This window comes from Mariniflexile maritimum (assembly GCF_009746565.1).
Classification (GTDB): domain Bacteria; phylum Bacteroidota; class Bacteroidia; order Flavobacteriales; family Flavobacteriaceae; genus Mariniflexile; species Mariniflexile maritimum.
Map to the genome: position 1 here is coordinate 1 of NZ_WRPN01000019.1, position 16,061 is coordinate 16,061.

Genomic DNA, 16,061 nt, shown 5'->3' on the forward strand with positions numbered 1-16,061 from the left:
ACCGTATAAAATTAATTGCTGGTTTTAGTCTATTTACGAAAGTCCTCGCGGACTTTCTATCTGTGATTTATTTGCTAACTTTAGTGCTTAAACCACGCAACTAATCTTACACAAACACGTTGGGCGTCATTTGAGAAAGACCTCGTAAATCATAAAATATGGGATTTAAAATCTATATAATAGCAATAACAAATGCGGCGAATGTAAATACAACAGATATTCCGAATAAAATCGGATTTGAAAATTTACAACCTGCAAACGAAATAAGTATTAGTGAAGCTCAATACGAAAACGGAATTTCTATTGGAAAATATGACGATACAATTTTCATTGTCAGTTCTGAATTAGTTTTTGAGTTTTATCATAAAAACCCATCTGACTTGGAAAAGAAACTAACGAATGAATTTCCTAACTCTGAAATTGCAATTTTGACCTTAAATCAAACAACTGACTTTTATGGTTATAATATTATTTCAAATGGAAAACGTCAACGAGTTAGGTATGGAGCTGACACGGAAATCAAAATTGATTTTGGAGAAAAACTTCCAGAGGAATTGGAAATCCCGAAAGACCCGCTTTTCGGACTTTATCTTGAAGAACTTAAAGAGTTTCAATCTTCAGACAAGGACTTTACCAAAAAGCAAATGAAAGCGGAAATAGAACAGGAAATTGGTGTACGAACTTTTTTCAAACTGACTTCAAGATATTTTGGAAAACCAATCGACGAAAAAGGAACTGATTATAATAAAATTAAAGTGACAAAATTTAAATAAAAACGAACGCCCAACACCGTGTAAAAAACATTGCTTATTTTAGTTAAGCCGTTTGGTCGTTGCCTGTTTGCTAGCTTCTGATTTTCCTTCGGAAAATCCTCGCACTCAAACACGCAACGTTCCTTACACATAAACGTTGTGTTTAATTTAAAAAATTACGTAAATTTTGAAATATTTATCATTTAAAGAAGCCAAAACAATATTGTATCTGATAATATCAGGAATGAGTTTCGTACTGATTTTGATTTGCATTGTCTTATTTAATCGAGAGAAATATTCTGACTTAGTATTATTACTCGTAGGTAGTAGTTCTTTAGTTTTATTCGTTTTAATTAAGCTAATTAAAATTCAAAAAATACATAATATTCAATTTGACCAAAATTATGTCTACATAGATTCTGACAAAAAAAAATTTAAAAAAGCGGACATAAAAAGTATTAAATACAGACTTTTGACCGCGAGTTATATTGATTTTAATAATAACGACAGATTTTATTTTCTAATAAACCAATCGGAATTTCTCACTCATAAACTGAAAAAAGAATTGATTTCCTGAATTGACTTAGAAGACAAAACAAACGTGAAAAAAATAAAAAACTAAACACAACACCGTGTTGTATTAATTAACTCTGTAAAGCCTTATATTCATTGATTTTGTAAAAGGTAAAACAAAAAAGGTACAACATAGGTACAACTTTTTGAACCTTATAATTAAGTGATTTGTAAGCATAAAAAAACCGCTTTTAAATTAATAAAAACGGTTTTCAATATGTATTTAAACTTAAATTTATTAAGCTGCCGTACCAGTGCCTAAATACACACTATTTGATACTGTCTTACCATCTTCAGATACAAATGCCATAAAAAGCTCTACAGTATCTCCTGCATAGGTGTTTGGTATTGTAATCGTTTGTGTTTGAATAGTTCTAACCGCACCATCAAGAATAGAAATTGATTCTTTCTTACTGGGGTTATAAACTAACACCATCGCTTTGTCTGTTACATTGGCATTACCTTCTGCCGAGTTATCATCCCAATCAAAAGTTACTTGACCAGGGGTTGTTAAATCGGTTGTTCCATTTAGAACACCTGATAAAGAACCCCTACTTAATAAAGCTAAAGAATAATCAATTGTGAAGTTAGGTGCGATACCGCCTACTGCGTTATTTAACACATAAGACATTGCGGCATTAAACTCTGTTTTTTTAACAGCAAAAGACTTATAACCGATTTTAACGAAATCGCTTGTAGCCTGTATATACTCCAATGTAATAGTGAATTTATTACGCTGATTCACTTGTCCCTCTGTTCGAGGATTCGCCACGCTTGATGGCTTAATTCTAATGTAGTCGATACCTTTCCAGCTACCTCCTATAATGTTACCTACCTTACCAGATAAGCCTCCTAAAATTCCTTGGGCTATTTTCCCCATAACATATACAAATTTAAATATTACTTATTCGGAGTTGGTACGGACTTGATTCGGGTTAAACAATACTTTTATTTTGACCTTTAAGCAAATATAAAATCTTCTGCAAGGATTTTGTCTTTATCCGTTGCGATTGCATTAGCATACCCCTTTTTACGCTGTATTTAAGTTATAAACAACTATAATTTAAAAAAAACGTACTTATTTATCAATTTAGCTATGGCAAAAGTGCAGAAAACACTGGGGTAAGCAATTTGTGGCGTGGTAGGTTAAATATTTCGCTGTTTTTTTTGAAAGAATGCCATCTATGAAAACATAATTTGAAGTTGAATTTTTATTGGCGTTCTTTTAAAAAAAATTGCAACCATAGGGGTTTGGGGAAATGGTAGATTTCCCCAATGATTAACAATCGTAGTGCGCTGGCAGTAGCGAAACAAGTGTATGATTTTTTATTTGCTTTATGGATTTATCTGATTGCTTTTAATGAAGGTTTGATGCTAAGATGTGTTTTAAAAGCTGAAATTTCTATTTGATGGATTTATTTTAATTGTAACTAAAACATCAAACCTTTTAAAAGTAATTTATCTAATAGTACTTGGCAAATGAAAAATTATACTCTTGTGGGCAATCTTGATTTTTGAGGATGCCTTGAGGTTAATTTAAAATTGTGATTTATAATTTAATGAATAAAGTTTATTAAAAATACGTTATAGCATCTTCAAAAAACAATGAAAATACTACCGCTTTTAGAATGTTTCTACTTTGACGAAAATAGTCTTTATAGTTCGGATTTGAGCGTGGGGTATGTCGGATATTTTACATAATACCAGTTATAACTATCGCCCGAAATAATAAAACGCCCGATAGGGCAACCAAAAAAGGGAAGTATTATAACTTGTATTATGTAACATAGCTTGGGGTTGTTTTTATGGCGCTGTATTTGTTTGAGCGTTGGCAATAGCTTATTGCTTTTTTTAGGTACGACGAAAAAGTAATGTGCTATTAGAGCGTTGGCTACAAATACTGTGACATAAAAACAACTGTGCGTTGGCGAGGGGAACAAAATAAAAGACAGAGGATTTTGAGGTACGAGAAAACTGGGTTTTATTTTGTGGGGAAATGTAACTTACCGAGCTAATTGAAGCTTTATTATTCTATATAATACTAGAACACTTCTAAATATTGTTAGCGTAATTAAGACTATTGGTACAATACATAAATAGACGAAAAATGTTTCGTCTATTTTACCTATAAACAATTTCAAAAAAGATAATACTAAAAATAGCAGCAAGTAAATAAAAACTGCCCAAGTAAAAACACCAACTATTCTACCGTAATGTTTACTTGAAAAAAGCAGCTCTATACCAGAAGAATTTTTGTTATCATTACCCTCACCAACATTTGATAAATTTGCATTAGCCTTTTGGGTAATATTATCTTTAAAAGTTACTATAATTGTTAAAGAAGCCAAAACAAAACCTGCTAACGAAATTGAAGTACCAATTAAATCAGAAAAAATAGAAGTTATTAAATCTTGACTAATTGAAATATTTAAAGGTACTTTATTCAATAAAAAAGTATATAGAACACATATTATAGTAGCAATAAATATATCCCACAGTAATGGACGCTTTATGTATATGTTCAAAATATTTTTCACTTTGATTATTTAAACTCTTTTGTTAATTCTTGATTCATTTTAAAAAGAATATCCATTGAAATAATTACTCTTGACTTTTCTTTTTTCTCTACGTTTATTTTTGACTTAACCCATATATTTAATAAATCAAAATCTTTTACACGATTAGCTGTTTTTTCATCTTCCGCTCTAACTTTTAAAGAAGAAAAAACATTCAATAAAGACTTATCTCTCCTAACTGAATCTATAATATTGAAAATCTTATTTTTAATTTTAGTTGTGTCTGACAATTGGCGATAGTCATAGTTTAATTGTAAAGTTACGTATTCTGCATCAGAAATACGCTCTGCGGTATCGAATGCATCAAAAAGCTCTGAATCAAACTCATTTATTCTTTTAACATCGTCTTTATGAACTTTTGCAATTACTGATGACACTCTATTAATTCTCTTCTTATAAGAGTCTAACTCATCTCTTACAAATGGTTGATACTCAATTTTAGACAATACATCTAAACGATATGAAATGCGTTCTATGCAATATATGAAATCAGAAATACGTGGACCAAATTGGTTAAATTCAAAAGAAAGAACTAAGGAATCATTTAAATATGATAATATAAAATGAGCTGTTTCAATAATACCTTCATCATCATCTGCTTCAATATCACGAATTTTATCATCTGATGTATTCATTAATTCAGGAAAACTATCCATTCTTATATTTAAAATCTTACCTGATATTCTCTTTTGATTTTCATTGAAACTCAAGCTGGTTACATACAAACGCTTTTCCTTATTAATAACAAACCTGTCTTTATCTTTTGTATTAGATAAACTGTTGATTTCAGAAAATATATCTATAAAATCTGATAATTTTTGACCATCATTAAAGAGTGGTACAATGTTAAAATAGTTGATTGTGCGGTTTACTTTTTTTATAGCCATTTTTTCTTTTCATTTACTTTAAATAGTATCTAAACCTAGTTCCTTTAAATACGAATTATGTTCTTCACGACTTGCTTTTATTCTTTCTTCAACCTCAACTATTTTAGTATTCACTTCTTTTAAGTTGATTACTGGTTCTGGTTTTGCTGTTGTAACATATCTTGAAATATTAAGGTTAAAATCGTTTTTTTCGATTTCTTCCATTGATACGCTACGTGCATATCTTTCTTCTATTTCTGGTCTGTTTTGATATGTGTCTACAATTCTCTTAATGTCTTTTTTTCGTAAATAGTTTTGACGTTTTTCTTTTGAAAAGTTGTCTTCATCACTTGCGTTTATAAACAAGACATCATCCTCTTTTTTACATTTTTTCAATACTAAAATACACACTGGAATACCTGTTGAAAAGAATAAATTTGAAGGTAAACCAATAACTGTATCTATATGACCATCTTTTAATAATTTGGTACGGATTCTTTGTTCTGCACCACCTCTAAATAAAACACCGTGAGGCAATATTATAGCCATTGTACCCTCATCACCTAGGTAATGAAAACCGTGTAATAGAAAAGCGAAATCTGCTGCCGATTTAGGTGCTAAACCATAGTTTTTAAAACGAAAGTCTTCAGCTGTGGTTTCACTTGGATCCCAACGCAAACTAAATGGTGGGTTTGCTACAATAGCATCGAACTCTACTTTTTTAGCTGGGTTCATTTCGTTTAAAATATCCCAATCATTTTTTAAAGTATCTCCGTGAAATATTTCAAATTCTGAATCCTTAACACCGTGCAAAAGCATATTCATACGGGCTAAGTTGTATGTTGTTATATTTTTTTCTTGGCCATATATTCTGCTGATAGTACCGCCACCTGGTTGATTCTCTATCTTATTCTTTACGTTTAATAGTAATGACCCTGAACCACAAGCAAAATCTAATACTTTATTGATTTTCTTCTTTTTACCTGCTTTTGGGTTTTGACTGTCTAAAGCTACTATTTCTGAAAGTACGGTAGATAATTCTTGGGGCGTATAAAATTCTCCCGCTTTTTTACCAGAACCTGCTGCAAACTGGCCTATTAAATACTCATAAGCATTACCTAAGCTATCGGTATCGGTATCAAAGCCTTCTATCCCTTCGGCAATTCTTTGAATGATGGTACATAGTTTTTTATTACGAGTTTCATAATTTTTACCAAGCTTTTCTGAATCTAAATTGATTTCAGAGAATAAGCCTTTAAACGAATTATCGAACGATTCGTTTTCAATGTATTTAAAACCTTTTTGTAAGGTAAACAGTAATTCACTATTCTGTGTTCTTGCTAACTCTGAAATACTTTGCCAAAGATAATTTGGCTCTATTACATAATGCACTTTTCTACGCATTTGCTTTTCAAAATCAACTATAGATTCTGGATTTTCTTGATACCAAACCGATAAGGGTGTACGTTTATCTACTGCATCTAGGTTTGGATAATCTGAACCTAATTCTTTTTTAACAGATGCTTCATAATTATCTGACAAATAGCGTAAAAAGAGAAATGATAGCATATAATCGCGAAAGTCATCCGCATTCATTGCACCTCTTAAACTATCTGCTATATTCCAAAGGGTTTTCCCTAGTTCGTCTTGTTTTTGTTTTGCTGTCATTTTTATGCGTGTAACACGAATTTATATTTTTTTTGTATAGCGTCAAATATTTCTATTATTAGCTTTTTATTATCTGGCACTGGCTCTCTAAGTTCATATCTAAACACTGATTTATGTGCCATAATATTTACTATTTGAGCTAGCTTTTCTGAGTCTGAAAAACCAATTTCTTTTAAAACGTGAGAAAAATTTCTAACCCCTAGAAAAGAACTTATATTTTCTAATATTTGCCTTAATAATGCAAAATGATACACAAATATTTGGTCACTGTCTTTAGCTTCTTTTATTACCCTTAATAATTCCAAATGATATAAAAACACTTCTTTTCTTGGGCCAACTAACTCAATAACGCCATTATTGTTTTTTAACTTATAAACATCAACTTGCTCTTGGTAACGTGATGCTTTTTCGCCTCTTGTTAACCAATCTGCCAATACAGAAAAGAAACCAACGTGATGTGTTGTAATTATTATTTTTCTTTTTTTGAAATGCTTATCTATCAAGTCAACAAGAGATGATATTGTAACAAAAATGTTATGGTCGTCCAAACTAGAAACAGGGTCGTCAATAAAAAAATGTGTTGATTGATTCTCATCTCCAGTCCAACCATCAACTTCAAATAAAGCTAAAAAGAAACACCAAACGAATACTTGCTCTTCGCCTCTTGAAATTTTAATTGGTATTTCTTTTTCTTCTTTTTTCTTTTTTGTTTTTTGTTCTACGCCTTCAGGTTGCTCTATAGCTTCTTCATCTTCTTTTTTGTTATAAAACCTAATACACTTGATACCATCATTTAATTCATCAAAATATTCAAACCTGTAATCAAATTTAGGTTGATATGACGCTAATTTATCTTGTAGGTTAATTTCATCTAATAAAGGGTGAAATTGATTAAGGCTACTTTTTTCAAGTTTTAGCTTTACGTCTGCACCATTATTATCTTCGTCGTTATCCCAATTAAATAAATCTTCACTATAGGCATTGTAATAAACCCCTGAATGATTGCCACCGTTATTTTTTTTAGTTACATCCTTATAAGCAACAGACAATCTTGTTTTACCTGTACCATTAAAGGCATAGATTAAATTTATATTTTTTTCTAACGCAACTAATTGTTGTGCAATATCACTTATGTTTTTTTCAAACTTTTTACTCATACCGCAACATTATTAACATTAGGAAATAATTGTTGCAATAAGCCTTTTTTGTGATTTTGTAAATTTTCTATTTTTAGTTTCTGTTCTTCTATTAATATACTTGCTGAAGTAAGTGTATTTGCAATCTTATCTTGTTCTTTTGGGTTTTTAGGCTTTAGAATTGGACAACTTAACACATCATCTTTTCTTAGGTTTGTTTGTTTTGCACCATCATCAAAACGTAAAAAGTATTTATTTCTATTGAGTTGATAAAAAAGAAAAACGTTGTTTATATCTGTTGTTGTTATTTTACAAATACGTTGATTAACTGTATATGTATCGTCCTTGTCGACACAAAAACACTTTGCTAATGCTTTACCGTTTGGTATATCACTTAGTACCATTAAAATATCTCCTATTTTAGTTTCTAAGTTTGCAGAATCACTGAATTTTACAACTTCTCCTTCTGTTGAAATGAATTTAGAATTAACAACTTTATATTTGCCATTTTTAGAAATTTCTTTTTCGTGTGCTTTCCCATTTTCATAATCTGCAACATCATTTAAAGTAGTTAGTGTCCAATCACCATCATTTTTAAATTCTGGGAAACGGAATTGTGGCTGCGTTTTACCTTGTTGCGGGAATAGTTGTTGTAATAAACCTTTTTTGTGGTCTTGTAATAGGTTTAGTTTTTCGGATTCTGTTTTTATGACTTCATCTAAAGATGATAAACAATTGGCTATTTTTTGTTGTTCTTTTAAGTTAGAAGGAACTGCAAATTCATATTTAATAAAATTTTTGGTATTTATTGAATTAATTGTTGCTCCTAAATCTGCTTTTACTTGAGTTTGATAGCTTTCTGTTTGAAATAATTGAAATGCAAAAGTTGGGTTATTTGACCTAAACATTGTCATAAAAGCACCGTGAGTAGATTTAGGCAAACCCTCAGTTAGGATTGCATTTTTACCTATTAATGACTTTGAACCATTTCTTACACAAATTAGTATATCATTGGGTGATGATATATTTGCTCCTTTTATATCTGGTCTAACAAAAACACAATCGTTTAAAACGATTTGACCATCCTGCACATTTGATGACCTTAAAACCAACAAACCATCTTCTTGAACATCTTTTGGACTATAAGTCAAGCCATTTATAATTGTACCTAATTTTGATAACCTTTTTATTTTCCACGCCCCATCATTAACAAATTCAGGAAAACGCAACTCAGGTAGTATTTGTTGTTCTTTATTCATAAGCGTTTAATCCTGCTATTTTATCATTTCTGTCGTTAGTTAGTTTTTTTAATAAAGGTAATAAGTCTTCCATAAGAGCTAATTCTTTAACTCTACGGTCTTTCCAACCCAATTCTAACGGTGCTAATAAATCGGTTAATTTTTCACCATCAAAAATCATACGGTTCATAATTTCTGCAATAAACCTTTTTAGGCTTTCCGTAGTAATACCGTGCTTTTCTGAAATGGTGCGTAGTTCTTTTTCAGCTTTTTCGTCTTTGTAATTTTGATAGCCTTCACGTATTTGTTTTTCGGTTAAACCGTTACCAACTTCAAGCGTATTTATGTACTCTATAATATCATCACGTTCATCAATTAAATTAGCACTAGAGCTTAATAGGTTTATTAATTGCCCACGTGTCATTTTATGTTTAGATGGTTTGTCTTGGGTATATTTAGCAATTAAACCAATAATGTAATCGTAATCTATAACCGCAGAAGAGAAAAGCACAAACTCAAAGTCCAATTGCTCCACTTCTGGTGGCACATCACCACCTTTATCTTGTTGTGCTTTTAAACGTTTTGCAGTATCTAAATACACCGATTTAAAGGAACGTAAATCGTCTATAGGCAATAACTCTTCAATAGTTTCTGTTTGTTGTTCTTCGAGGTCTGTATATTGGTCTAATTGTGTTTTTAGTCGTTGTACTTCTTTAAAAGTGTTTATGAACTCTGCTCGTGCTTCGTCTCCTTTTAAATTTGTAACTTCTGAAGGAGTACATTCTAAGCCTTTAGACTGCATAAACTCTTTTAAGTTATTTACTGCTTTTTGGTATTTATCGATGACTTTAGGTGCTGCATCTACCAACCATATTTCTTTAGGGTTGTCAACCTTTTCACCAGAGAATAATACCATTGCATTATCTACAGCTTCTTCTTGATGCCTAAAGTCTAAAATATTACCGTAAGGCTTGGTATTATTTATTACCCTGTTAGTACGAGAAAAGGCTTGTATTAAACCGTGGTATTTTAAGTTTTTATCTACGTATAGGGTGTTTAAATATTTAGAGTCGAAGCCTGTTAAAAGCATATCAACCACAATTAGTATATCAATTTTGTTTTTATGTGGATAGTCTTTGTTGCTATACTTTTGGTCTTTAATTCGCTGTTGTACGTCTTGATAATAACCATCAAACTCTGTAATGGTATGATTTGTACTATATTGTTGGTTGTAATCTGTAATGATTTTTATTAGAGCCTCTTTCTTTTTGTTAGGTTCTACCTCGTTATCTTTCTTTTCTTGTTCTAAATCTTCTTGTAATTGTTTAATATCCTTATTCCCCTCGGCAGGTGGCGAGAAAACACAAGCAATGTTTAGCGGTTTAAAATCGGGGTTAACTTCAGAAAACTCTCTTTGGTTTTGCTTGAAAAGATGATAATATTCAACAGCATCAGATATAGAAGATGTCGCTAAAAAGGCATTGAATCTTCTTGCATCAGTAGCTTTATCGTGTTTTTTTAAAATAGCATCTATTACAGCCATTTTATGACTTAAAGAATTAACATCTAGTTTGCTATCGGGTTTAAAATAATCGATATGAAAACGCAAAACATTTTCATCTTCAATAGCGTGTGTAATGGTGTATGAATGTAATTCTTGTTGAAAAACATCTGTAGTTGTTTTATAAGATGCTTCGTTACCTTCAATAGTTTTATAAGTAGCGTTATCTTCAAAAATTGGTGTGCCTGTAAAACCAAACAACTGGGCTTTTGGAAAAAATTCTTTTATAGCATCGTGATTGTCGCCAAATTGAGAACGATGACACTCATCGAAAATAAACACCACTCTTTTGTTCTTTAAAGGAGCTAACCTATCGTAGTAGGTTTCTTTGTTTTCTTCTCTTTGCTGTACGTTACGTTTACTATTTTGATTGAGTGCTAAACCTAATTTTTGAATAGTTGTTACTATTACTTTATCGGCATAATTTGTTGATAACATTCTTTTGACTAAAGCCTCCGTATTGGTGTTTTCTTCAACACTGCCTTCCTGAAATTTATTAAATTCCTCTCTTGTTTGTCTATCTAAATCTTTCCTGTCAACTACAAATAAACATTTTTCAATGTTTGAATTTTCTTTTAGTAATGTTGATGCTTTGAAAGATGTTAATGTTTTACCACTGCCTGTTGTATGCCATATATAACCATTGCCTCTGTTTTGGTCTATGCAATCTACAATAGCTTTAACAGCATAGATTTGATATGGCCGCATTATTAACATTTTTTGTTCACTAGCTACCAATACCATATAGCGACTAATCATTTGACCTAAAGTACACTTTGATAAAAACTTATCGGTAAAGTCGTCTAAATGACTAATTTTTTTATTGTCTTCACTTGCTAATTCGTAAACCGGCAAGAATTGTTCATCAGCATTAAAAGCAAAATGTTGATCGTTGTTGTTAGCAAAATAGTATGTTCTTGTTTTATTACTAACAATAAACAACTGCATAAAGCACATCAATGAATTAGTATAACCATTACCTGGGTCGTTTTTATACTCAACAATTTGTTGCATAGCACGATTAGGGCTTACGTGTAATGATTTTAACTCAACTTGAACAACAGGAACACCATTAATCATAAGAATAACATCATACCGATGGTTGCTGTACTCCGTATTAATTCTTAACTGATTAATAATTTCAAAATCATTTTTGCACCAGTCTTTAATATTTACTAGCGTATAGTGTAGGGGTGTACCATCTTCTCTTGAAAATGTATTGGTGTTTCTTAAATAATTAGAAGCTTTAAAAACATCAGGGTTAACAATTTCTTCTCTAAGTTTTTTAAATTCTGAATCTGTTAAGTTTACTCTATTTAATTTTTCAAACTTTTCTCTAAAGTTTTGCTCTAGAGCTTCTTTTGTTCTAATATCTTTTCTATAGATGTACTTTAAATCGGTTAACCTACTTATTAATTCATTTTCTATTTGTTGTTCTTTGGTCATTGATTATTGTCTATAATTTTAGAATGTTAAAAATATAAAGATTTATACTGTAAATAAGATTATTTCTACCAAAAAAATTATACAATTAATATGCATAAGTTTTTACCCTTGTTTTAGACTATACTACAAGTTTTAAAAATGCACTAATTGTTAATAGAAAAAATTACTTTTTCCTTTAACTTATTGGTAACTATTTTTTCTTGTGTTGTGTCTTGACATTTAGATAGTAATTTTAGATACTGACTACGTTCTTTTTTATACGTTTCTTTGTGGTGTTCTTTCATTGCTTTTGCTGTATCTGGATTCGTCATATAACTGTATAAACGTATATCTTTAGTCGTCCATTTAGAAAAATTAAGATTGGGTTTCTTTTTTATGGTATCATAAAAATTTAGAAACTCGTTTGCGAGTAATTGGTATTTAATAGGGTTTATTAAATCTTGAACGGTATAAATACCTATTGGGTTTGCACGTTGATTGTAATACCTGTAATTGCCTTGTAACTCAACACGCATTAATTTTTCTTGAAGTTTTACATTTGCAGTTTGTTTAACTTCAAAAGTCTTATTATAAACCTTAAATTTATTATTAGTCTGCCTTATTTCTGAACCATAAATGATATTGCGCTTTATCATAGGAATAGGTAATTTTCCTTTGTAATCTAACCACCTATTATACTCTTGTTCAGTATCGTGATTAATAACTACGCCTACATCTGCTCTTACAAGTTGGGTTTTATAAATATCGATAGGAAGTTTACTATTGAGTTTGTCAAGCGCAGTCAAAACCTGCGCAAAAGTAAAATCCTCATAATTGTTACCCATATAGAATTTTTGTAGTGAATTTTCAATATACATTTCACTACCATATAAACTAAGTTTAAGGTTTTCCAATTTAGTTGAATAGCCTTTTACATTGTTTTTACCACTCAATATAGGACACCACTCAAACCCTGCCCAATCAATATATTTTAGCTCTCCAGCTAAAAATACTTTTGGTAGACTATTTACAAACCCCCTGGAAATAACGGTATCGTACAAAGTAGCCATTGCATAAGCATAAGAACCACAAAAAGAAAAACGCCAATAACCGAAGTTATTAGCGAGTTTTTTTGAATGCCTTATTATAGTTCTTATTTAAAAGTGTTTGTACATCTGACATACGGTAATAAATTTTATTCCCAATTTGAGAGAATGATATTTTACCTTCATCACGCCACGATTGTGCAGTGCGTTTGCTTATATTCATAAGCTGTAAAAAGTCGGCATTGTCTAAAAATACATCTTCTGGATTTTTAGGTTTTTCTGTGATTGTTGATTTGATTTCGTCAATACGCCCTATAAGTTCTTGGTATTGGTCTTTGGATAAAATAATTGCTTCCATAAATACTGTTTTTAAGTGTTAAACATTTAATTATGGTGCAAATCTGCGTTATAGAGTAACGCCAAAACAGTTACATAGGGTTATATAACCCCACGCAAAACCTTTGCTATCATTGACTTTATTGTGAAAAAATTATTTTAATTTTTTAATTTCTGCTAACATAGTTCTTAGGTGTTTTTCCCAAAACTCGATTGCTTTACTATCTGATTGATTAAATAAAATTCTTAATTTGTTTTCGCTAATCCCTTTGTCAGGATCTGAGCTTTTAGTCTGGAAATTAGCAGATATAAAACGATGTAATTCAGCTTCTGACTTAACGTTAAAAACCGTAGGTTTTAAATCGTTAATCATTTTAAATAATAATGCAAGTTGCGGTACTGAAAGATTTACTTTTAGTTTATCACTTTTTTGGGAAATATTATTTTCTCCTACTTGTTCTTTATCGTGTTTAGCTAATTCTGATTTTATTATTCCTTGCATTTCATAGATTGAATAAAATTCAAAAGGAAAGAGTAATTTTTCTTTGTCTATGTATGTAATAAGTTCGCCTTTTTTATCTCCTAATACTCCGAGTGATGGAATTTTTTTAATGTAACCTAAACGTATCAAATCTTCTTCTGAATGCCCTCTTTTTCTTAAACTTTCTAACGCTTCTTCTACTTGTTCAAATGAATAATTACATTCATAATCATCTTTTTCTGAAAAAGCATAAATCTCAATATCTTTATATAAATACTGTAATGCTATTGGGTCGAGTTCTGTTTCTTTCTTAATGATTGTATATAACTCTAATTTAGTGTGGTCTTTTCGCCTTACTTCATCTAATATATTATAAAGCCTATTTGAATCGTCTGGCTCTTCAATATCTTGTGTAGGTTCTACATCTGCAAAAACTTCATCAATAAGTTCAGTCCTCATCTGTTGATACATTTCAGCTATTTTATTACGCTTTTCTTCAATGATATTTTCCGTAGCTGTTAAAAACTCTTTACTCGTTAAAAACTTTAATTCTTCTGGAATAGTCATTGTTTTAAAATTCTCTTGGTAAACACGAGCTGTTAATGAGTTAAAATCGTACCAATTCCGCTTCATAAAAACTTCAAAACGTTTATCTAATAATTCAAAAAGAAAGGTTTTTTGGGGATGTGTAAAACTCTCAAAAACCATATCTAATCTTACGTTAGGAAATACTTCATTTGGGTTAGATAATTTGATGCCTTTTCCATATTGAAAATCGTAATTACTTTCTATAATCCATAATATTGAAGGAAACAACCTATTTGCATAAGTTCTTGCTTTTTCCTTGATTTCCATTTTTTTACTTGGTTGTCCGTACATAGGCTAATTAATATATTTATCTACTGCTTTATCTAATTCACTACTTACTATTTTTGCATAAACTTGAGTTATACCAATATCTGTGTGGTCCATCAATTTTGAAACGTGTTCTATACGCATACCCTTATTTAATGCCCTGGTTGCAAATGTATGTCTACTAATATGAAATGTAAGAGAAAAAGGCAACTCTAAAAGTTTCCCCATTTTAGTTAAATACATACCACTTAATGCGATTGCTCTATAAACTACCTTTGCTCTATGTTCTCTATTTGTAAAATACTCCTTATCAATATTTGCAAAAGGAAATATTATATCTCCGCTTTTGCTTTCTTTAGTTTTATATTTCTCTAAAATCTCAATCGCTTTTTGCCCTATTCTTATACTGTGCTGTCTATTCGTTTTACGAATAACCTTAGTTATTTTTTGCTCTTTAGAATTGTAGTTTTCCCATTTTAACTCGATTACATCGCCAAACCTCAAACCACCAGAAAAGACTGAAAAAATGAACATATCTTTTATAATTTGTGCTTTAGCATTATCCGGTACTTCAAGATTCATAAACGCTTTAAATTGTTCTGCATTAAGGTAACGTTTAGTGCTTTTAGATTTCTTTACGTTAAACTTACTAAATGGAAAGTTATTTAAGGGTATTAAATCCTCTCTCTGCGCTTCTTTAAACATTAGACTAAGAATCTTCAAAGAAAAATTTATAGTTGTGTTATTGTTGCCTAAAGTGGTACTGCAATAACCTGCATAATCCTTTAATGTAGTTACCGTTATATCGTCAAACATTAAATCTCTATGACCTATAAAAGTTTCAAACTTTTTAAGGTAATTTTTGTAATTATTATATGTGGAAAGTGCAAGTGTGTGTTTTTGTTTTTCGCAACGGTTGTAAGAGTATTCAAAGAAATTTACCATTGGCTTGCCTTTTATGGCCTCTTTGAGTTTTCTTGCTGAAGTAGATTGGTTTTTTGTTTCTAAGTCTGCTATTTGACCTTGTGCATCTGCAACCTTTTGAGATATGAATTTATTAAGGCGAGCTGAATTACTATGATTTTTCTTTACAGATTGCTTTTCTTCATCCCATTCAGAAGGGGTGATTTTCAACCCTAAAGAAATGAATTTTGGTTTACGGTCTTTGATAAGCCTAAGATATAAAGGTGCGTTACCTGACTTATCTAACTTATTTTTTCTTAATACAATTTTAACTGATGCCATAATTAACCTTATTATTGCACTGTGCAAGCTGGTGCATTAGAATACTAAGGTACAACTTTTGGTACAACAAACAGCGCATTTAGTTGTATTTATTTGCACTTTGTTGCATTAATTATTAACAAAAAGTGTTTATTTATAGGTAATTAGAAGCATTGAAGATATATAGGGTACAACAAATAGACAACACCGTGTATAAAAAATTGCTAGTTTTATACTAAACCAATGTTAGTTGCTTTGCTTGCTTGCTTCTGATTTTCCTTCGGAAAATCCTCGCACACAAGCACGCAACTTTCCATACACATA

Annotated in this window: 12 protein-coding genes; 1 reads left to right on the plus strand and 11 read right to left on the minus strand. The window is 30.7% G+C overall.

Annotated elements, in window-relative coordinates; translation table 11 throughout:
- Positions 1 to 158: 158 nt before the first annotated feature.
- On the plus strand, positions 159 to 773 hold the full coding sequence (locus GQO80_RS15355; RefSeq protein ID WP_157209241.1) for a hypothetical protein: 615 nt from the start codon (positions 159 to 161) through the stop codon (positions 771 to 773).
- A 790-nt stretch (positions 774 to 1,563) separates the two neighbouring features.
- Here GQO80_RS15355 and GQO80_RS15360 read toward each other — a convergent pair.
- The 11 genes from GQO80_RS15360 to GQO80_RS15410 form a co-directional block, all read right to left on the minus strand.
- Complete coding sequence (locus GQO80_RS15360; protein WP_157209242.1) at positions 1,564 to 2,205, minus strand: DUF6266 family protein; 642 nt, start codon at positions 2,203 to 2,205, stop codon at positions 1,564 to 1,566.
- Between the two features lie 1,123 nt (positions 2,206 to 3,328).
- Positions 3,329 to 3,772, minus strand: coding sequence for a hypothetical protein (locus GQO80_RS15365; protein ID WP_157209243.1), 444 nt, complete (start codon positions 3,770 to 3,772; stop codon positions 3,329 to 3,331).
- Positions 3,773 to 3,867: 95 nt separating this feature from the next.
- On the minus strand, positions 3,868 to 4,788 hold the full coding sequence (locus tag GQO80_RS15370) for a hypothetical protein (protein WP_157209244.1): 921 nt from the start codon (positions 4,786 to 4,788) through the stop codon (positions 3,868 to 3,870).
- A gap of 18 nt (positions 4,789 to 4,806) precedes the next feature.
- Entirely contained in the window at positions 4,807 to 6,435 is a 1,629-nt protein-coding gene (locus tag GQO80_RS15375) for a type I restriction-modification system subunit M (RefSeq protein WP_157209245.1), read from the minus strand.
- 2 nt (positions 6,436 to 6,437) lie between these two features.
- A complete protein-coding gene (locus tag GQO80_RS15380; protein WP_157209246.1) occupies positions 6,438 to 7,592 on the minus strand; it encodes an AAA family ATPase in 1,155 nt (384 codons plus the stop codon).
- Positions 7,589 to 8,830: a restriction endonuclease subunit S gene (locus tag GQO80_RS15800; protein WP_198037804.1), complete on the minus strand. Its 1,242-nt coding sequence runs from the start codon at positions 8,828 to 8,830 to the stop codon at positions 7,589 to 7,591. The genes GQO80_RS15380 and GQO80_RS15800 overlap by 4 nt, the downstream gene beginning before the upstream one ends.
- The gene (locus GQO80_RS15390; protein WP_157209247.1) at positions 8,823 to 11,816 is read right to left on the minus strand and encodes a type I restriction endonuclease subunit R; all 2,994 of its coding nucleotides are present in this window, start codon (positions 11,814 to 11,816) and stop codon (positions 8,823 to 8,825) included. The genes GQO80_RS15800 and GQO80_RS15390 overlap by 8 nt, the downstream gene beginning before the upstream one ends.
- Before the next feature lie 143 nt (positions 11,817 to 11,959).
- Positions 11,960 to 12,865: a hypothetical protein gene (locus tag GQO80_RS15395; protein ID WP_157209248.1), complete on the minus strand. Its 906-nt coding sequence runs from the start codon at positions 12,863 to 12,865 to the stop codon at positions 11,960 to 11,962.
- 49 nt (positions 12,866 to 12,914) lie between these two features.
- A complete protein-coding gene (locus GQO80_RS15400; RefSeq protein ID WP_157209249.1) occupies positions 12,915 to 13,199 on the minus strand; it encodes a helix-turn-helix domain-containing protein in 285 nt (94 codons plus the stop codon).
- Positions 13,200 to 13,331: 132 nt separating this feature from the next.
- Complete coding sequence (locus GQO80_RS15405) at positions 13,332 to 14,513, minus strand: hypothetical protein (protein WP_157209250.1); 1,182 nt, start codon at positions 14,511 to 14,513, stop codon at positions 13,332 to 13,334.
- A gap of 27 nt (positions 14,514 to 14,540) precedes the next feature.
- A complete protein-coding gene (locus GQO80_RS15410; RefSeq protein ID WP_157209251.1) occupies positions 14,541 to 15,758 on the minus strand; it encodes a site-specific integrase in 1,218 nt (405 codons plus the stop codon).
- Positions 15,759 to 16,061 lie beyond the last annotated feature (303 nt).